Origin of the sequence: Bradyrhizobium huanghuaihaiense (assembly GCF_007830635.1) — a bacterium.
Lineage (GTDB): Bacteria > Pseudomonadota > Alphaproteobacteria > Rhizobiales > Xanthobacteraceae > Bradyrhizobium > Bradyrhizobium huanghuaihaiense.
In genome coordinates this window covers 377339-394177 of sequence record NZ_VLLA01000003.1, presented here as the reverse complement: position 1 = coordinate 394177, position 16839 = coordinate 377339, and the positions used below count along the sequence as shown (strand labels likewise).

Sequence of the window (16839 nt, the reverse complement as noted above, 5' to 3'; positions counted from 1 at the left end):
GTCAGGCCCCGCTGACCTGAACGAGGATGTCGGAGAATGTCGGCGCGCGGCCGAGATCGGCGAAGGCGGGCGGCGTCAGCACGTGAACCGTCGCGCCCTTGCGGTTGGAGCGCTGCCAGTAGCCGGACGGTGCCACCACGACGCCCGGCATGATGTCGGGCGAAACGGTGGCGAGCGCCTCGAACGAGCCGCGATCGTTGAAGACGCGGATGGGGGCGCCCGCGACGATCCCGCGCTTTGCCGCATCGTCCGGGTTGAGCAGCACGGCCTGCTCCTCGCCGGCCTGCGCGGTCTGGGCCGGCAGGTTGCCGTAGTTGGAATTCAGGAAGGCGTGGCTCTTCGGCGAGATCAGGCTGAGCGGATATCGCGTTGCCAGCGCGGGCGCCGTGCGCGCGTTCTCGTTCGGTGGGATGTAGTGGGGCAGGGGATCGACCGGCGCGCCATCCTGGTCGCCGTTGTAGCCCTGGCGGAACAGCGGCACCACGAAGTTGCCGCCGCCGGCGATCGTCGACTTGAACTCGCACTTTCCGGACGCGGTTGGAAAATTGCCCTCGCGATGCGGAGCCCAGTCGGCCGGCGCCGGCATGTTGAGGCGCACGTAGCCCTTGGTCTTGACGTCGTCGAGCGTGATGCCTGATAGCACCGGGCTCGTCCAGTCCAGCGAGTTCTCGATGATCTCGTCGTCGCTGCGGAAGAAGGACGGATCCGTGACGCCCATTGCGCGCGCGAGGCGGCGGAACAGCTCGGTGTTGGCGACGGCTTCGCCGAGCGGCGCGATCGCCTGGTTGTTGTAGGACAGGTAAAGATGTCCCCAGGAGAACATGATGTCCTTCTGCTCGAGCTGGGTGGTCGCGGGCAGGACGATGTCGGCATATCTGGCGGTGTCGGTCAGGAAGTGCTCGCTGACGACGGTGAAGAGGTCTTCGCGCTCCAACCCCTTTTCGAGCTTGCCCTGTTCGGTCACCATCGCCATCGGATTGGCGTTGTAGACGAACAGCGCCTTGATCGGCGGATCGAAGCCGAGCTCGCCGGTCAGCGCCGCTCCAAGGCGCCACGAATTGAGGACGCGCATCGTCTCCGGCTGCAGATCGGGACGCATCAAGACGTCCCATCGGACCGGGAATGCCCAGATCGGAAGCTGGAGCAGGCCGCCACCGACATGCTTCCAGGCGCCGATCAATCCCGGCAGACAGGCGATCGCGCGCACGGTCTGGCCGCCGCCGGCATGACGTTCGACCGCCACGCCGATGCGCACGACGGCCGGCGGCGTGGTCGCGAATTCCCTGGCCAGCTTGATGATGTCGCTGACGGGAATGCCGGTTTCCTCCGCCGCGAATTCGGGGGTGTAGCTCGACGCCCGTTCCGCCAGCTCGTCATAGCCGACGGTGTATTTGTCGACGTAGTCGCGATCGACCAGATTCTCCTTGATGATGACGTGGATCATCGCCAGCGCGAGCGCGGCGTCGGTGCCGGGCCGGATCGGAATGTGCCAGTCGGCGAGGCGCGCGGTGCGGGTGCGGACGGGATCAATCACCACGAGCTTGGCGCCGGCCTTCTTCGCCTGCTCGATGAACGGCCAGTGATGCGAGTTCGTGCTCAGCGTGTTGCAGGCCCACAGGATGATGTATTTCGAATGCACGAAGCTTTCGGGGTCGACGCCCGGCGTGTGCCCGATCGTCATCATGTAGGCCGTGCACGAGGCAGAGTCGCAGAACGTGCGCTCGAGCACCGTCGCGCCGAGCTTGTTGAAGAGGGGATCGCCGACGTTGAGCCCGTTGATGATGCCCTGCGTGCCCAGATAGCTGTAGGGCAGGATCGCCTGCGCCCCGTGCTCGGCGATCACGGATTTCCAGCGCGATGCGATGGTCTCGATGGCTTCGTCCCAGGAGATCCGTTGAAACTGCCTGGAGCCCTTTGGGCCGACCCGCTTCAGCGGATGGAGGATGCGCTTGTCGCTGTAGACGCGCTCCTCATAGTTGTTGACCTTGACGCAGAGCCGTCCACGCGTGAACGGATGATCGGGATTGCCGCGGACGGCAATCGCCTTGCCATCCTCGACCGTGGTCAGGATGGAACAGGTGTCCGGGCAATCGTGGGGGCATGCGCCGATGACCGTGGTCCGGGCCATGGATCTCTCCGTCTCCTGATTCAAGACGGCCGAGAATGCGGCGGCGGGCTGCGGTCTGGCTTTTCAAAATGTGCGGTGTTGTTGTCCCGGACTGCTCGCGGCCCGTGGACGGCCGGCCGGATGTCTGGCATGCTAATTGCTGGACCCGGCAATACCTCTTTACCCACATCGCGCTATCTGGCGGAGATTCACGATGGGTATGCTTGGCAACTCTGTCGATAAATATGTTACCGGCAGAATGCTTCAGACGTCCAATGACCGGCGGTGGGGGCATCTCCTTGCCGAGCGCTGGAGCCATGAGCCGGGCGATCTGCCGCCGCAATTGCCGCGCGACACCGAGATCGCGATCCTGCTGCGCGGCAACTCCGTCGTTGACCGGGAAGGCGCGGGCATGCGGCAGCGCACCTTCGGCAGGAGAGGCACCGTGTGGCTTTGTCCGGCGGGCATTCGCGAGGATTTCATCCGCGTCGAGAACCAGATGCAGGAATGCCTGCATATCTTCCTTCCCGGACAGCCGTTCGACGACACCATGCTCAGGGATCTCGACATCGATCCGTCGGGAATGTCCATCCGCTACGAGAGTATCGACCGGGACAGCTTCATCGAGCACGTCGCGGAACGGATCCTTGCCGAGCTCGAGCAGGAGACATCGACCGGCCGCCTCCTGGTCGAGAGCCTTGGACGCGCCTTGTCGGCCCATCTGGTGCACAGCTATGCGGCCACGTCAGTCCGGCTGAAGCAGTCCTATGCCGTCCAGAAGCCGCTCGACGCCAGGCGCCTGTCGCGCGTGACCGAGTTCATCGACGCGTCCGTCGAGCAAGATGTCACGGTGAAGGATCTGGCATCGGTGGCGTGCATGAGCCCGGCGCATTTCTCCCGCAGCTTCAAGGCCGCGACCGGAGCTGCGCCGCATGAATATGTCAGCCGTCAGCGTCTGGATCTCGCCAAGCGGCTGCTGTCCACCAGCGACCGTCCGCTGGTCGACATCGCCTATGCCGCGGGATTTTCGTCGCAGGCCAATTTCAACCGCGCCTTCCGCAAGGCGGTCGGGACGACGCCGAGCCTGTATCGGGCGCAGAAGGGTCGGGACTAGGACGTGTGCCGACTAACGCGCAGATGTCGGGCTTTGGGTCGAAGCAGAAATCATATGCTCGATCTGAGTCTTACCGCTTGTGGCCCGAAGCGGTCCTCATCCACGGAGGTGCATCACGGTGGCGCGGATGCGGACCAATAGGCTGGTCGATCTCCCCACCGATTGCGACAAGCGCTCACTCGAAATGGACAGCGAGCCAGACCGTTGGCTGTTGCGGCTCCGTCCACTCGACGCGATGGCGTTTCCTTGCAGGGATGAAGACGTAATCCCCCACGCCCAGCGATCGTGCGGCAAGCTCATGTTCGAACTGCAATGTGGCGCGCCCTTTCAGCACGATCACCCACTCGTTCCACGCCTGATCATACCAGAAGCCCGGCGGACTAGTTTGCCCCTGCGATACAATGCGCTCGATCTTCAAGCCAGGCCGCGCGAGGATTTCGCTGAACGTCTCTTCCCCTATGTTGGCGGCCGAAACATCCGCCACATCCGCGAATAGATTGCCTGGCTGGATCGTCATCGCTATTCCCACGCGTTTCCAGAGCCGAATTACCTACAAGCCCACGTAGCGCCCCATTCAGGTCCGTTCAACGGAGCATAGTGGACTGGATTTGCTCACGTTGAGTTCTTCGCATTTTGACCCTGAGCAGACGTTTAGTTGCGCTCTAGGAACTGCCCTTGGCGGCATCAACTTCGGCCCAAATGGTCTTGCGCACGTCTATCAGCAGCAGGTTTTGGGCTTCGAATGGGTTTTGGGCCTGCACGACGAACGTTACCTTGGGCAAGACCACCGTAAGTGCGCGGACGATGGCGGCTTGCTCTGTTGCATGTTCGTCGGTGGAAGGGTCTGTGACCAATGCCATCTTCTTCATAGTCTCCCAAATGCCGGGAGAGTACTTCTCCAAGGCCGCAATCGCTTCCTGTATCTGCTCGTCGGTAAAGAACGCAGCCATGAGGAAATCTCGGCGCCATTCAGACGGGATAACGCCACTTCAAAGCGCGCCGCATGACAAGCAGGACCACAATGACTGCAAAAACGGTGAACCAGACGAAGGGCGAAACCGGCGATTGATGGTGGACGTAGGCTATGTACATCACAAGAGCTAACAGACCGAGCGCCAGAGCGTTAGACAACCAATAAAGGGGAGAGCGTAACAGCCCGGTTGGCGCGAGTTCCTTCGCACGGTCCGTCGCGCGCCTAGTGAGCCACCAGTAAAAGCCGAAAGAGGCGAGCGCAATGATCCAGGACATCCCAAGCTTCTCTCACGCAACTCTGTAGATGGCACTGTCGAGAATACTCAAATTGGATGGATAAGCTTAACGCAACCGACCGCAGCCCAGCACTTCGCCTATTGGCCCGTCGGCGAAGTGACAACCGAGCCTGAGCAAGTCCGATCACCCAAGTAGACCGGACGTGAACGGCGGCGGGCCAGAGCGACGCCATTGACCCGTTGTAGACGAAAGAGAGTGCATGCTTCTTCCGCCAGTTTCAGGTCCCATCGACTCTGATGCTTCTGGGCAATCGCCCCAACCAATGCTAAACCAAGCACGGCGAGATATTCACTGTTTAGCATCAGGCTTTGGCCAAACGCCTTCGCGGCTTTCGGCACAAGGTAGAGAATGAGATACATCATCAGGTCGGGACTGCAGGTCTATCAGGCCGCTACACCGCAAGACGCCCTTGCACTGGGCGAACAGATGGCGGCCGAGGGGATGGAAGACGTCTGGATGATTGATGAGGGGCCCGACGGTCGAGTTATTTCGAGCCTCGAAACCTTACGATACGCACTCAAAGACGTCGTCCAGCCGAGCCAGTCCGAACGCCGTGTTGCCACCTCTGACAAGCCCCACTGACGGACGGCGGACGTCTGCAATTGACCCTCATGCGAAGTGCGGGCGAACCGTGAAGTGGTCCGCTCATCGGAGTAGACCAGAAGTGATGGCCAACTTTCCAAACGACGCTTGTGACCCGATGCCGACATTCCGACGGCATTGGGGCGCATGCGGTGGCAATCGCATCCCATCCTCACACTCGGCGCCGGTGGCGACGAGCAGCTATCCCGCCATGTAAGAGGTGAACTGCATTAGGCCAGCTGGTCGAGTAGCGCCTTGGCGTCCCGCAGGACCGGCGTGTCGAAGCCTTCGGTGAACCGGCCATACCCGAGCGCGAGGAGGTCGCGAGCCTCCGGGCGCTTGCCCTGGTCGCGCCACAGGCAGGCGAGGCTCGTCGCAGCGCGTAGCCCAAATGTCTTCGCGCTCTGGCGCTCCGCCACAGCGAGCGCTCGATGATAATTTTGCTCCGCAGCGGCTCGGTCGCCTCTCGCATTCGTCACATCGCCTCGAAGCCGATGCAGCTCGACCTCACCGCACCGCTCGTGGGTCGTCTCGATGAGCTGCTCAGCCTCGACGAGGCAATGCTGCCCCTCCTGCAGATGCCCGATCTTAGTGAGAGCCGCGGCGAGAAAGCAGAGCGCGTGCGGCGTATGCACCACGGCTCCGGCAGTGCGAAGCACCGAGAGCCCCCTCTTGAGCACAGCGAGGCCATCTTGCGCCTGTCCAAGTTCCGTCAATGACCGACCGTGCTGAAGAAGTCCGAGTCCCAACCAGAGTGGAAAACCGTGCTCGTTCGAGAGGGCCACCAGCTCCTCGGCGTGCCATCGTACGTCATGCCACAAGCCGGCCGCCGCCATCACCGCACACACCTTGCTCAACACGAAGGCCACCGTGAACGGATGATCGAGCCCGCGGGCCTCCGACAACGCTTCGCCCACGCGCGCGCGTCCCTGATCGATGTAGCCCAGAAACGCTAATGTCAACGCCAGGTGACCCAGGCTCGCGGCGTGCGGATCGGCCACCGCTATGGCGGCGCAAGTCGCGCGAGCGGCCGGATTTCTCAAGCCGTCGCACAGCTCAAGAAGGGCGCGCGCTGTCACAAACTCCCCGCGGAAGTAACAACTGGCGCCATGGATATAGTGGCCCAGTAACCGAATGGTTTGATCTTTTCTTGTCTGGCCCAATGTCTCCAACTGTTCGGCAAGGGACACCGCCAGCTCGTGCTCGGCCCGAACCATGTGGAAACCCCATTGGAAATAGAGCAGCGGAGCGAGACGATCCGGTCGATCGAACCGCTCAGCGAGCGTTCGCGCCCTGACGAGGGTGTCGGCCACCACGGGCGCCGAATACCCACGAGTTGCCATAAGGGCCCGTCCGAGGGCGATTTGCAGGTCAAGCTCGTGCTGAAGGGGCCGGGACTCCTCGGGCATTTTCGCCACCAATTCCAGCCCCCGCTGCAACTGCGCCACCGCTTCCGCCATCGCCGACCGCGCGAGCGCCTGCTGGCCGGCCTTGAGCCGGTAGCCGGCCGCCTTCTCGGTGAAACCGGCCTCGGCACAATGGTCGGCCATGAGTTGCGGCTGAGCGGCCACGATTTTAGGAAACTGGCTCTCCAGCGTCGTCGCAACGCGGGCATGGATCTGCTGGCGTCGACCGCGCAGCAAGGTGCTATAGGCTGCGTCCTGTACCAGCGCGTGCTTGAACGTGTACTCTGCGTCCGGCGGGGTGCCCCGCTGGAAGATCAACTCGGCGCGTACGAGCTGCGCCAAGGCCCCGTCCACCTGTTGCTGCGGCATGGCCGCGACGGCGCTGATCAGCTCATGCGAGAACGACCGCCCAAGGGTTGCTCCGATCTGCGCCATCTCGCGCACGGGTGCCAAGCGATCGAGCCGTGCCAGGAGCGACGCTTGGAGCGAGGTAGGGATGGCAAGCGGAGGCACGGGCCCACTCGCATCAAAGCGGTCGCCAGCGTCGGTCAGCATACCGCTCTCGATTACCGCCTTGGTCAATTCCTCGATGAACAGCGGTACGCCATCGGTTCGATCGATGATCCGTTCGGCGATCTCCTGAGGCAACGCCTTGCCGCCGGTCACCCGCATGATCATTTCGGCGCGTTGTCGACGCGGCAGACGACTGAGGCTGATCGATGTCACGTGCGAGCGCCCAATCCAGGCCGGCACGAACTCTGGCCGGAACGTGATGATCAGCAAAACCCGAAGAGTGGAGACCCTATCGACGATGAGGTCCAACAGGTCAAGCGAGGTGGGGTCGATCCAATGCACATCCTCGAACACCATTAGCACAGGCCGGCGTGCTGCCAGTCCCTCGAGTTGGGCTAGGAGGGCCCGCAGCGTCTTCTCCTTGCGCTTCTGCGGGGTGAGGTTGAGCGGTAGATAGCGATTCCCGATCGGCACGGACAGCAGGTCCGCGATCAGAGGGACGGCCTCGCTAAGGTCAGCGTTTGCCTCCGCAAGCAACGCCTCAAGCTTGTCCAACCGTTGCTGGTCCGTATCGTCACGCCGGAATCCCGCTGCCCGCTCGAGCTGTGAGATGGTCGGGAAAAGCGCGGTGTCCTGGTGGTGCGGGGAGCAGAAGCGGCGCAAGCGGATGTGTGGATCATCGCTCAGCCGCTCCAGCGCCGTCTCGGCGAGGCGCGATTTGCCTATGCCCGGCTCACCCGAGATCAGCACGACCGAGCCATTGCCGCGTTTTATCTCCTGCCAGAGGCGCATCAGCAGCCCGATCTCCTCAGCTCGGCCGAGCAGTGGCGTTCTGCCTACGCGCAAGGCCTCGAAGCGGCTATCGACCGCGCTCGCACCGATGACTTGCCAGATCGGCACCGGATCGCTGAAGCCTTTGATGGAAACGCTCCCGAGAGCGAGATACTCGAAGAACCCTCCTATGAGGCGGCGGGTGCTGCCGTCGATGACCACCGTGTCCGGCTCGGCCAGGGCCTGAAGTCGCGAGGCCAGATTGGCGGCCTTACCGACCACCTCATGCTGCCGCGACGCGCCCTCCTCGAGGAGATCACCGACAACCACCAAACCGGTGGCAATGCCAACTCGCGCTCGCAATCTTGTCTCTGGACCGGCAGCAAGTCCGGCCACTGCCGCGACTAATGTTAGCCCGGCGTATACCGCGCGCTCTGCATCGTCTTCATCCGCCCGCGGATAGCCGAAATAAGCGAGCACGCCGTCGCCCATGTATCTGGCAACGAACCCGCCAGATTTCTCGATTTGCTCGGCACAGCAGCGGTGGTACGCGCCAATGATTTCACGCAAGTCCTCAGGGTCAAGCCTTGTCGAAAGCGCTGTCGAACCAACGAGATCGGCGAACATCACCGTGAGCTGACGTTTCTCGGCCTCGGTCCGAGGAGCAGGCCCAGCTCTCGGTTCGGCCTCATCGAGCTCCGCAATCGCGCGTAATATCTTCCTGCGATGGCCGAGCGAGACGCCGATTTTCTCGAGATCGTGGTCGGTCAGATCGCGCAGAACGCTCGGATCAATGTCGTTCTCGGCAAAGCGCTGCGCGTATTGCCCCAAGCCAAGCTTCTCGAGCCACTCCGCAATCTGCTGCATTGGCCCCACTGACATCGGGTTGACGGCCGGCCGAATTTCAGACCCACGGCGAAGAAACGTTATCCCAATGTTTCCGGGATAGCACGTCTGGCTTGCAGCGATTCGCCGACATCGGCCTTCGACTATCTTGCCAAGGTGGTGCGTCAGTACGGATTTTCGCCACCAAGAAGCGCATGGCATGATGAGAACAACTGTAGACGCTCGATTTTGGCAATAAGCATCGTTGCCTAACAAGACCAAAATGCTGGCGGCCAATTGGTTGAATCCATGAGTCGGCGACCGAGGATTGCGCCATGTCCGGAAATGGCCCTTAGCGTCGAACCTAAATCCTCATCTTGGCGTCAGCTCTTTGGCGTAGACCGGCCCTGGTCATGGTCCCGGCTGATCGACGAGGATGCCCCCGAACAGATGTTGCATGCGTGCGCCCATTTGATCGAACGCGGAGAAGTGCGGCTAGTCTCGGGGACTGCAATCGACGGGCGCCCATGACGTGATCGATCGATACGCAGCAAAATCATCTCGACTTGTCGCTCATCGAGATCCAAACCGCTGTTTGGCAGCGTCGGTAACGGGAGTATACAAGCTGACCAGCGTGCCCTCGGGGTCGCGGAATTGAACTGCGCGATTGCCCCACGGCAAATTCTTCGGTTCGTGAACGACTTCGACTTGGCCCTTCAATCGCGCAAACTCGGCATCAACGTCCGTCACTTGAAATTCGATGATTGCCGTACGGTTGGCGGCGGGTTCGGCGCTTCCTTCCTTGAAGAGAGCGACAGTCTCCGCGCTTCCGACGGCAACTGCGGCTGTTGGCGTCACGATCTCAGCGAAGACCGGCGCGAGCCAATCGGCCCTCTTGCCTGTTACCTCTTCGTAGAATCCCACCACGGCTTTGATGTCGCGGGCGATCAGACGTATTGAGGCGAATTTCATAAACCCAGTTCCTTCTGAATGTTTCAGCGCTTCCGTCGAGCAGTATCGCCCCACTGCTGACAGCATGCTGTCAGCAGCCTCCTGCTTCACGGCAGTGACGTTTTTGCCCCCGGCCTTCGGAGGAGCCTTTCGTCCGGCAGCGCGGTCGCTATGCCTTTGCCATTGGTTGCCCCTGCGGCTTCGAGACCTATGCGTAGCTTCGCAGTGGCGTCGGCGACCGTCACCCCGGCGGCCTCGACGAGGTCGGCTTGCACGACCATGTCGCGATCCGTCCGTTCGACGACGTGTGCGCGCGCCGTGATCGGCCCGACACCGGCTGGTTTGAGGAAGCGTGTATCGAGGCTCTTGGTCACCGCGGTCTGATCGGGCGGGAGCGCCGCGAGCGCGCAAATTCCGGTGGCGGAGTCCAGCATTGCCGCAAGGAATCCGCCCTGGATCGTGCCATGCCTGTTGGTGAACGCGGGCTGGGCCTGGAAGCGGATCAGCACATGACCGCTCTCGTCAAAGCCAAGCCATTCGCGCCCCAACAGTTGGGCGCCAGGTGGAAGAGTTACCGCCGCATCTGTCACGTCGGTCACCGCGCTTGATGTGTCGGCGACGAGCCTGTCAGCCGGTCCATGTCGTGCAAGCGAGACGGCGCGCCAAAGGCAAGGTCACAGACCGCTCACCGTCTTCGTGACGCGCTCAATTGCCTTTTGGCCATCCGGATCGGACGGGGCCAATTCGGAGAACCGTTTGAGATCTGCCAACGCGCGTTGCGGATCGTTCTTCCGTTCCCATGATATGCCGCGGTTATAGAATGCGATCGCGTAGTTTGGATTGAGCCGGATCGCCTGGTTCAAATCCTCGATGGCGCGATCGTATTCGCCTTTGGCGTTATGGGCGCCGCCGCGGTTGTTGAATGCATCGAAGTGGCCCGGATCAAGTCGGATCGCCTGGTTGAAATCTTCGATGGCGCGGTCGAATTCGCATTTGGCGTTATAGGTGTTGCCGCGGTTGTTGAACGCGCTTGCGTAGTTCGGATTGAGGCGGATCGCCTGGCTGTAATCCTCGATGGCGTGGTCGTATTGGCCTTTCTGCTTGTAGGCGATGCCGCGGTTGTAGAACATATCCGCGCGGTTCGGGTTGAGCCGGATTGCCTGGTTGAAGTCCTCGATGGCGCGGTCGTGTTCGCCTTCGGCGTCATAGACGGTGCCGCGGTTGTAGAACGCGTCTGCCTGTTTCGGATTGAGCCGGATCGCCTGGTTGTAATCCTCGATGGCGTGGTCTCGCTGGCCTTTGTTGCTATAGGTATTGCCGCGGTTGTTGAACGCATGTGCGTAGTTCGGATTAAGCCGGATCGATTGGTCATAATCCTCGATGGCGCGGTCGTATTGGCCCTTATTGAAATAGGCGTTGCCGTGGTTGAAGAACGCCAATGCGTAGTTCGGATCGAGCCCGATCGCTTGGTTGCAATCCGCAATGGCCTTGTCGCTTTCGTGCTTTCCGTTCCACTCGGAGCAACGATTGTTGAGGAGGGCGGCAAGCCGATGACCGCCATATTGACCGGAATCGATCGCCCGTGTGCACGCGGCGATGGCCTCGTCGCCAGATGCCTTTCCGCATGTGTAGACATCGTCGGCCACGGCGGGTGTCGTCGCCAACCAGAAGACCAGCGCCGCCAGCGCGGACAAGGCGACAGCCAGAGCCAGCAGCAACACCCTCAACGTCGACATCGGAAACCCCGGGACAATTCGCCCTATTTGTCGTCATTCCCAAGCATGAGGTTCAGGGCCCGCTGACGAACCCCCGCTCCCCCTTCGGTCCGCACAACGACGTCGTAGGTTGATTGATCCGACCCGATCGCCCCATGATGACATCATAGCCCTGTTTTGCCCGACGGATCAACTTGGATTCGAAAAATACGAAGTCGTGCCCGAGGCCTGGCTACTGTGCATGGGGTTGTTTTCGATGTTTTTTGTCGGGGAGCTCCAGCCCATCCCCGCAAGCAGATCTCGCAGTGGGGCCGCGCTCAGCCCCTCGGCCCGCGCAATTGCGCCGTCAGCTTCTCCATCGCCTCGGCCACCTCGCGCCACTGCGACAGCCAGCTGCGCGGAAAGCGGAAGGTGAGGTCGGCGCCGCCGACGCGGCGTTCGGAGAGGCACATGCCGGGGGTCGCCGCATCGCGCGTGCAGCGCGCAGTCAGCGCGGGGCTTGCGGCGGAGTAGAGATCCTCGCTGCCGTAAGGCGTGTCGGACCGGAACATCCGCATCGTCAGTCCGTCCTCGGGCTGGATCGCGGCCTGGTCGAGATAGCGCGGATAGATCGTGGCCGTTCGCTGCTCGGGCGAGAGCGCATCGTGATGGGCCGCGATCGACAGGAAGATGCGGTCGATCGATTGCACCGCCGTCTCGACCGTGTCGGCGGTGACGTGCTTGGGCGCGCCGGGCGACTCCAGCGAGGGATAGAGGAAGTCGAGATCGATGCGCTCCTGCGGCCCGGAGTGCCGCTGGATCTTCATCCGGATCGCAGCCACTGGCAGGTTGAACAATGTGCCGCCGACGCTGACCGGCAGCTTGTCCGGGGCGCTGGCGCCGCCGCTCCCCCAGGTCGGCCACAGCAGATAGGCGACCAGCGCGACCGCCCCCAGCGCGGCAGCGCCGCCGAGCACGATCGGGACGACGTGCGCCCAAGTGCGCGTCCTGGAGGACCTGAGGGGAACTGCCGAAAACACCGTCATGATGCGCGCGCGTAAAAGACCCGAAGTCGGCCGATGGCCGACGAATCAGCGGCGAATATGCCATGCGGCGGCGAATTCGCTTAGGCCTTGCCGGCCGCGGGGAAGGGAGGAGGGCCCTGCGCTGATTGGCGGGCGCCGTTAACCTTCTCTTAAGGATAATGTAGCGTTAACCAGCACGATTTGTCACAGGAAGGCTCCGGCGTTGCGTAAGTGCGGACAGTTTCCGATGACACCTGAAGCTCTCAATTCCTTCTTCTCGATCTGCATCGGTTTCGCGCTCGCCGGCGCCCTCGTGAACGGGTACCAGGCGGTCGCGCAGCGGCCCGCGGGCTTCGGCCTGTTGCAGGACGGCGTGGCGCCGAAGACCTTCGCGGCGGTGCCGTTCCTGGTGTTCGCCGCGCCCTTCATCATCATGCGCAACACGCTGCGCGGCATGCAGGTGGAAAGCCGCCGCGTCGAATTCGTGATGATGGCGACCGTCATCGCCGGCTTCTGGAGCATGATGAGCGGCACCTTCTTCCTGATGACGCTGCGCGCCGCTGGCGTCCTGACCTGAGACCGGGCTCGCAGGCCGCGCGGCCCTTTGCGTCGGGGCCGCCGTTTCGCTATGGCTGGGTCAACCTGACAGGAGACCTTGATGGCGATCTACGAGCTCGATGGGCAGGCGCCCGAACTTCCCGCCGACGGCAATTACTTCATCGCGGAGACCGCGACCGTGATCGGCCGCGTGCGCCTGAAGCCGGGGGCGAGCGTCTGGTTCGGCGCGGTGCTGCGCGGCGACAACGAGTGGATCGAGATCGGCGAGGGCGCCAACGTGCAGGACGGCTCGACCTGCCACACCGATCTCGGCTTTCCGCTGGTCATCGGCAGGAACTGCACCGTCGGTCACAACGTCATCCTGCACGGCTGCACCATCGAGGAGGGCGCGCTGATCGGCATGGGCTCGATCGTGATGAACGGCGCGAAGATCGGCCGCAACAGCATCGTCGGCGCCGGTTCCGTCATCACCGAGGGCAAGGAGTTTGCCGAACGCTCGCTGATCATCGGCTCGCCCGCGCGCGTGATCCGCACGCTCGACGACGCGCAGGTGCAGAGAATGGGAAGCGCGGCGAAGTTCTACGTCGCCAACGGCCCGCGCTTCAAGAAGGGCCTGAAGCGGATCGGCTGAGCTCAGCCTCCCTCGGATTCACGCGCTTCGATCGCGCCTGCAACCTTCTCGTGGCCGGCGGCCCAGAGCGCATGCTCGTCGCTGCCGTCCGTATATGGATTGGCTTCCGCCGGGATATTTTCGCGCGCGGCGCGCTCGCCCTCTGCAAAGGGATCGCGATCGGTCATCGTGATGGGCCTCCTCGCTTTCAAGCCGATGTGACGGCATTGGTTCCGGAACGGGTCCTGGTCGGGACCGTTGACGGATAAAGGAGCACCCCAATGGCCCCACCGCGCGCAAACGCTTCAATGAAGACGTTGGTCTTGATCTTCGCCTTAGCGGCGATGCCGGCCGTCTCCTTCGCGCAAGCGACCGGCGGCTCTTCCGGATCGACCGGCACTTCCTCGGGACCGGCCGGAGGTGTTGCCAACGCGCCGGCACCGCCGCCCGGCACCAACAGCCTGGGGACGGCGCAATCGTCGGGCCCGGGCTCCGGAGTGACCACCGGCTCCGGCACCGGCGGAGCCGCCGACGCCACCGTCAATGCCGAGAACCGGCAGCTCGACAAGAAGATGAAGAGCATCTGTCGCGGCTGCTGATGCTCGCGCGGAAGTGAGACAGTGTGGCTGTCCGGATTGCCCCGACGACGCTAGCTTGATCCCCGCTTGAAGCGTGGAGCGTGTCCACGCGGAGGATCGAGTGATGTTACGGAAGACGATGATGGCGGCGCTGGCGGTCGCGGCGGTCGGACTGTCGATGCCGCAGGCGGCCCAGGCAGGGGGCGGTTTTGGACATGGCGGCGGCTTTCATGGTGGTGGCGGCTGGGGCCATGGCGGTCACGGCCATTGGCACGGTGGCGGCTTCTGGCCCGGTGTGGCGATCGGCGCAGGCCTCGCAGGCGCCGGCTATTACGGCGCCTATTACGGCTATGGCTCCCCATATTACGGCAATCCCTATTATTATGGTACCGGCTATGACGATGGCGGTTACGGCGGCTGCTACGTCGTACGCAAGCGCGTGATGACGCCTTCGGGGTGGCGATACCGTCGCGTCGACGTCTGCGAATGAGGGTGGAAGATCTGCCGGCCCACTAAAAAACAAGGCCGTTGACGCAGTATACCGTCAACGACCTTGCCAGCCCCGGATATTGAAATCGGCTCACGCCATCCGGTGACGGCCAGCATCGCGCGGAATCATACGGGCGAATGTGATCCAGTTCACAAGTGGAGAAATTAAAGCCGCGGGTGAAGGGCCAGTTCAGCCGCGCGAGCGCTTGCGCGCGCTGGCATGGCGGTAACGAGCCGGTTTCCTGCGGGTAACCGAGGGCGTCTCGGCCTCGGTGGCGCGGGCGCTGGCGAAGGACTGGCGCAAGCCGTCGATGGATTCGTTCAGGCTCGCCACCTGCTCCGACAGGCGCTTGGTATCGGCCTGCTGGGCCGCGAGCAGCCGCTTCACGGTCTGGAGCTGGTCCTGCACGACCTGGAGCTGGTCGATCGATTCCTGCTGGGTCGCCTCCAATCCCTTGGTTTTCTCGACCAGCTGCTCGGAGGCCTGGGCGGTGCGGGCCTGCAGCTGCCGCGATGCCACCACCCGGTCGGTCTCCGGCGCTGAGCCGGTATAGGCACGCCAGATCGCGATCGAAGTCACGCCGGCGATCAGCAAGAAAAGGGCGACGGCGGTCAGCGCGATGGGCTGGGCGCCAAGGCGAAACAGGGGGGTGGACCGTGTGTCCTCCACGAGATCGATCATCGCTGACAAAACCCAAATTGAAACTTGGTGAGTGGCGAAGACCGGCAGCCTGAAACGGCGACCGGGATGTCCCGAAAGTGTTACTGTTCGGCAACAATTGGGACCAAAAAGAGGCTAAGGGCCAAAAAAGGTCTAGACAGGGCCCTTGGCGCTTCCGGGGGCGGGGTCAGGAGCGCCGAAAACGTCCCTCCGATCCGGGGCGGGCGAGGCGCTGATCGGGACTGCGGGCGGGGCGTCGCCGACACCGTGCTCCACTCTGTTTGGTCAATCGCGTGCTCACTCGATCGGCGTTGGCGGCGGCAGGTCTTCATCGCCGTAGGAACAACTGAAACGCCGGTCCGTTCGGGGAGGGATGTACTTCCAACCCCAGGGCCTCCCTCCATGTATCATCACGTCAAGAAACTGATGTTCACCGTTCGCGTCGACGAGCCGGATCCTCGCTTCGGCAATATGCTGCTTGAACAGTTCGGCGGCGCCAATGGCGAACTGGCAGCCGCGATGCAGTATTCGATCCAGGGCCTCAATTGCGAGGATCCGGATCGCAAGGACCTCTTGATGGACATCGGCACGGAGGAGCTGAGCCATCTTGAAGTCGTCGGCACCTTGGCGCGCATGCACTTGAAGCCGGCAAAGTTCGATCGTCAGGCGGCCGAGGCCGATCCGCTGATCGCTATCGCCGGGGGCGGCGGCGTCAATCTGTTCAATTCGCAAGGCAACGCCTGGACCGCCGACTATCTGAAGATCACCGGCGAGCTCGACGTCGATCTGCGCAGCAACATTGCGGCAGAAGCGCGTGCAAAGATCGTCTACGAGCGGCTGATCAATTTCTGCGACGACGCCGGCACCAAGGACGCGTTGCAGTTCCTGATGACGCGCGAAATCACCCACATGAAGGCGTTTACGCTGGCGCTCGAGAGCATGGCCAAGCCGGCCTTCAGCATCGGTCGCGTGGCGCCGACGCCGGGGCTCGTCGATCAGTTCTTCAATGATTCCACCGGCACCGGCGATCACGGCGAAATCGACACCCGTGGTCCGTGGAACGAAGGCGGCGATTGGGTCTTCACGGAATCGCCGGCCATCCAGGCCGGTGAACCAGGTCCGGCAACCGCGATCGTGACCGAAAGCTCACCGCCGATGGACGAAGCCGGCCTCGGCGATCTCCTGATCGAGGAGCTTCGCGATCTTCTGCATGCCGAGAAGCAGCTGACCAAGGCGCTGCCGAAAATGGCGCAAGCGGCCCGCTTCGATCAATTGCGCGAGCTGTTTGAGCAACATCTCGGCGAGACCGAAACCCAGGTCGAACGCATCAACGAATGTTTCGAGCTGCTCGGCAAGTCCGCGCGGGCCAAGCCATGCAAGGGCATGATGGGTCTCGTCGAGGAGGGGCAGGAGATCATCGGCGAAGGCGAGGACAAGGAGGACGCGGCCGCGGACCTCGCCTTGATCGGAGCGGCGCAGCGGGTTGAGCATTACGAGATCGCCGGCTACACCACCGCACGCAACCTCGCCCAGCAGCTCCGCCACAGCGCCGTCGTCGCGCTGCTGTCGAAGTCGCTCGCGGAGGAGGAAAATGCGGATCAGTTGCTCAACCAGGTCGCCCGCTCCCTGATGTCGGTCGCGAAGATGCCGGCTGCGGTCGAGCAAACAGAGTAGGACGACCAGCAT

General features: G+C 62.8%; 19 protein-coding genes. 7 read left to right on the top strand and 12 right to left on the bottom strand.

The genetic code is table 11. From position 1 onward, the window contains the following. Position 1: 1 nt before the first annotated feature. On the bottom strand, positions 2-2128 hold the full coding sequence (locus tag IQ16_RS09690; protein ID WP_145831415.1) for a molybdopterin-containing oxidoreductase family protein: 2127 nt from the start codon (positions 2126-2128) through the stop codon (positions 2-4). Positions 2129-2366: 238 nt separating this feature from the next. Here IQ16_RS09690 and IQ16_RS09685 point away from each other — a divergent pair, with 238 nt between their 5' ends. Further along, positions 2367-3221 carry an AraC family transcriptional regulator gene (locus IQ16_RS09685; protein WP_018647050.1) on the top strand — a complete coding sequence of 285 codons (855 nt, stop codon included), beginning with the start codon at positions 2367-2369 and terminating at the stop codon, positions 3219-3221. 175 nt (positions 3222-3396) lie between these two features. Here the strand turns inward: IQ16_RS09685 and IQ16_RS09680 are convergent, their stop codons facing one another. The 4 genes from IQ16_RS09680 to IQ16_RS09665 all read right to left on the bottom strand — a co-directional run bounded on the left by IQ16_RS09680 (position 3397) and on the right by IQ16_RS09665 (position 4852). Beyond that, on the bottom strand, positions 3397-3738 hold the full coding sequence (locus IQ16_RS09680) for a cupin domain-containing protein (protein WP_018647051.1): 342 nt from the start codon (positions 3736-3738) through the stop codon (positions 3397-3399). Between the two features lie 145 nt (positions 3739-3883). Beyond that, positions 3884-4171, bottom strand: coding sequence for a hypothetical protein (locus IQ16_RS09675; protein WP_018647052.1), 288 nt, complete (start codon positions 4169-4171; stop codon positions 3884-3886). Between the two features lie 19 nt (positions 4172-4190). Then, positions 4191-4469 (bottom strand): hypothetical protein, encoded by a 279-nt coding sequence (locus tag IQ16_RS09670; RefSeq protein WP_018647053.1) that lies wholly within the window; start codon positions 4467-4469, stop codon positions 4191-4193. Positions 4470-4567: 98 nt separating this feature from the next. Further along, a complete protein-coding gene (locus tag IQ16_RS09665) occupies positions 4568-4852 on the bottom strand; it encodes a hypothetical protein (protein ID WP_145831414.1) in 285 nt (94 codons plus the stop codon). On the opposite strand from IQ16_RS09665, the gene IQ16_RS09660 reads away from it, so the two are divergent. Next, a complete protein-coding gene (locus IQ16_RS09660; protein ID WP_018647054.1) occupies positions 4839-5072 on the top strand; it encodes a hypothetical protein in 234 nt (77 codons plus the stop codon). The two genes, IQ16_RS09665 and IQ16_RS09660, sit on opposite strands and share 14 nt — an antisense overlap. A gap of 230 nt (positions 5073-5302) precedes the next feature. On the opposite strand, the gene IQ16_RS09655 is transcribed toward IQ16_RS09660, so the two are convergent. The 5 genes from IQ16_RS09655 to IQ16_RS09635 form a co-directional block, all read right to left on the bottom strand. Next, on the bottom strand, positions 5303-8629 hold the full coding sequence (locus tag IQ16_RS09655; protein ID WP_018647055.1) for an adenylate/guanylate cyclase domain-containing protein: 3327 nt from the start codon (positions 8627-8629) through the stop codon (positions 5303-5305). Positions 8630-9160: 531 nt separating this feature from the next. Continuing rightward, entirely contained in the window at positions 9161-9559 is a 399-nt protein-coding gene (locus tag IQ16_RS09650; RefSeq protein ID WP_018647056.1) for a VOC family protein, read from the bottom strand. An 86-nt stretch (positions 9560-9645) separates the two neighbouring features. Beyond that, a complete protein-coding gene (locus IQ16_RS09645; protein WP_283812176.1) occupies positions 9646-10128 on the bottom strand; it encodes a PaaI family thioesterase in 483 nt (160 codons plus the stop codon). Between the two features lie 84 nt (positions 10129-10212). After that, the gene (locus IQ16_RS09640) at positions 10213-11274 is read right to left on the bottom strand and encodes a tetratricopeptide repeat protein (RefSeq protein ID WP_018647058.1); all 1062 of its coding nucleotides are present in this window, start codon (positions 11272-11274) and stop codon (positions 10213-10215) included. A 296-nt stretch (positions 11275-11570) separates the two neighbouring features. Continuing rightward, positions 11571-12278, bottom strand: a complete 708-nt coding sequence (locus IQ16_RS09635) for a hypothetical protein (protein ID WP_018647059.1) — start codon at positions 12276-12278, stop codon at positions 11571-11573. A gap of 226 nt (positions 12279-12504) precedes the next feature. On the opposite strand from IQ16_RS09635, the gene IQ16_RS09630 reads away from it, so the two are divergent. Together IQ16_RS09630 and IQ16_RS09625 are read left to right on the top strand one after the other, a co-directional pair. After that, positions 12505-12834, top strand: coding sequence for a DUF6949 family protein (locus tag IQ16_RS09630; protein WP_018647060.1), 330 nt, complete (start codon positions 12505-12507; stop codon positions 12832-12834). 81 nt (positions 12835-12915) lie between these two features. Beyond that, on the top strand, positions 12916-13446 hold the full coding sequence (locus IQ16_RS09625) for a gamma carbonic anhydrase family protein (protein ID WP_018647061.1): 531 nt from the start codon (positions 12916-12918) through the stop codon (positions 13444-13446). A 2-nt stretch (positions 13447-13448) separates the two neighbouring features. Here the strand turns inward: IQ16_RS09625 and IQ16_RS45540 are convergent, their stop codons facing one another. Further along, positions 13449-13613 (bottom strand): hypothetical protein, encoded by a 165-nt coding sequence (locus tag IQ16_RS45540; RefSeq protein ID WP_018647062.1) that lies wholly within the window; start codon positions 13611-13613, stop codon positions 13449-13451. Between the two features lie 93 nt (positions 13614-13706). Between IQ16_RS45540 and IQ16_RS09620 the strand changes: the two genes are divergently transcribed. Then, the gene (locus IQ16_RS09620; RefSeq protein ID WP_018647063.1) at positions 13707-14024 is read left to right on the top strand and encodes a hypothetical protein; all 318 of its coding nucleotides are present in this window, start codon (positions 13707-13709) and stop codon (positions 14022-14024) included. 103 nt (positions 14025-14127) lie between these two features. Continuing rightward, positions 14128-14493 carry a hypothetical protein gene (locus IQ16_RS09615; protein WP_018647064.1) on the top strand — a complete coding sequence of 122 codons (366 nt, stop codon included), beginning with the start codon at positions 14128-14130 and terminating at the stop codon, positions 14491-14493. A 189-nt stretch (positions 14494-14682) separates the two neighbouring features. On the opposite strand, the gene IQ16_RS09610 is transcribed toward IQ16_RS09615, so the two are convergent. Further along, positions 14683-15174 (bottom strand): hypothetical protein, encoded by a 492-nt coding sequence (locus tag IQ16_RS09610; protein ID WP_018647065.1) that lies wholly within the window; start codon positions 15172-15174, stop codon positions 14683-14685. A 381-nt stretch (positions 15175-15555) separates the two neighbouring features. Here IQ16_RS09610 and IQ16_RS09605 point away from each other — a divergent pair, with 381 nt between their 5' ends. Continuing rightward, positions 15556-16827, top strand: coding sequence for a DUF892 family protein (locus IQ16_RS09605; protein WP_018647066.1), 1272 nt, complete (start codon positions 15556-15558; stop codon positions 16825-16827). The last annotated feature ends 12 nt before the right edge of the window (positions 16828-16839 follow it).

Coding starts and splice junctions, on each gene's coding strand:
- IQ16_RS09630 (WP_018647060.1), top strand. CDS start 12,505: ATGACACCTGAAGCTCTCAATTCCTTCTTCTCGATCTGCATCGGTTTC.
- IQ16_RS09605 (WP_018647066.1), top strand. CDS start 15,556: ATGTATCATCACGTCAAGAAACTGATGTTCACCGTTCGCGTCGACGAG.
- IQ16_RS09680 (WP_018647051.1), bottom strand. CDS start 3,738: ATGACGATCCAGCCAGGCAATCTATTCGCGGATGTGGCGGATGTTTCG.
- IQ16_RS09625 (WP_018647061.1), top strand. CDS start 12,916: ATGGCGATCTACGAGCTCGATGGGCAGGCGCCCGAACTTCCCGCCGAC.
- IQ16_RS09620 (WP_018647063.1), top strand. CDS start 13,707: ATGGCCCCACCGCGCGCAAACGCTTCAATGAAGACGTTGGTCTTGATC.
- IQ16_RS09615 (WP_018647064.1), top strand. CDS start 14,128: ATGTTACGGAAGACGATGATGGCGGCGCTGGCGGTCGCGGCGGTCGGA.
- IQ16_RS09635 (WP_018647059.1), bottom strand. CDS start 12,278: ATGACGGTGTTTTCGGCAGTTCCCCTCAGGTCCTCCAGGACGCGCACT.
- IQ16_RS45540 (WP_018647062.1), bottom strand. CDS start 13,613: ATGACCGATCGCGATCCCTTTGCAGAGGGCGAGCGCGCCGCGCGCGAA.
- IQ16_RS09610 (WP_018647065.1), bottom strand. CDS start 15,174: ATGATCGATCTCGTGGAGGACACACGGTCCACCCCCCTGTTTCGCCTT.
- IQ16_RS09690 (WP_145831415.1), bottom strand. CDS start 2,128: ATGGCCCGGACCACGGTCATCGGCGCATGCCCCCACGATTGCCCGGAC.
- IQ16_RS09685 (WP_018647050.1), top strand. CDS start 2,367: ATGCTTCAGACGTCCAATGACCGGCGGTGGGGGCATCTCCTTGCCGAG.
- IQ16_RS09670 (WP_018647053.1), bottom strand. CDS start 4,469: ATGTCCTGGATCATTGCGCTCGCCTCTTTCGGCTTTTACTGGTGGCTC.
- IQ16_RS09655 (WP_018647055.1), bottom strand. CDS start 8,629: ATGCAGCAGATTGCGGAGTGGCTCGAGAAGCTTGGCTTGGGGCAATAC.
- IQ16_RS09660 (WP_018647054.1), top strand. CDS start 4,839: ATGAGATACATCATCAGGTCGGGACTGCAGGTCTATCAGGCCGCTACA.
- IQ16_RS09640 (WP_018647058.1), bottom strand. CDS start 11,274: ATGTCGACGTTGAGGGTGTTGCTGCTGGCTCTGGCTGTCGCCTTGTCC.
- IQ16_RS09665 (WP_145831414.1), bottom strand. CDS start 4,852: ATGATGTATCTCATTCTCTACCTTGTGCCGAAAGCCGCGAAGGCGTTT.
- IQ16_RS09650 (WP_018647056.1), bottom strand. CDS start 9,559: ATGAAATTCGCCTCAATACGTCTGATCGCCCGCGACATCAAAGCCGTG.
- IQ16_RS09675 (WP_018647052.1), bottom strand. CDS start 4,171: ATGGCTGCGTTCTTTACCGACGAGCAGATACAGGAAGCGATTGCGGCC.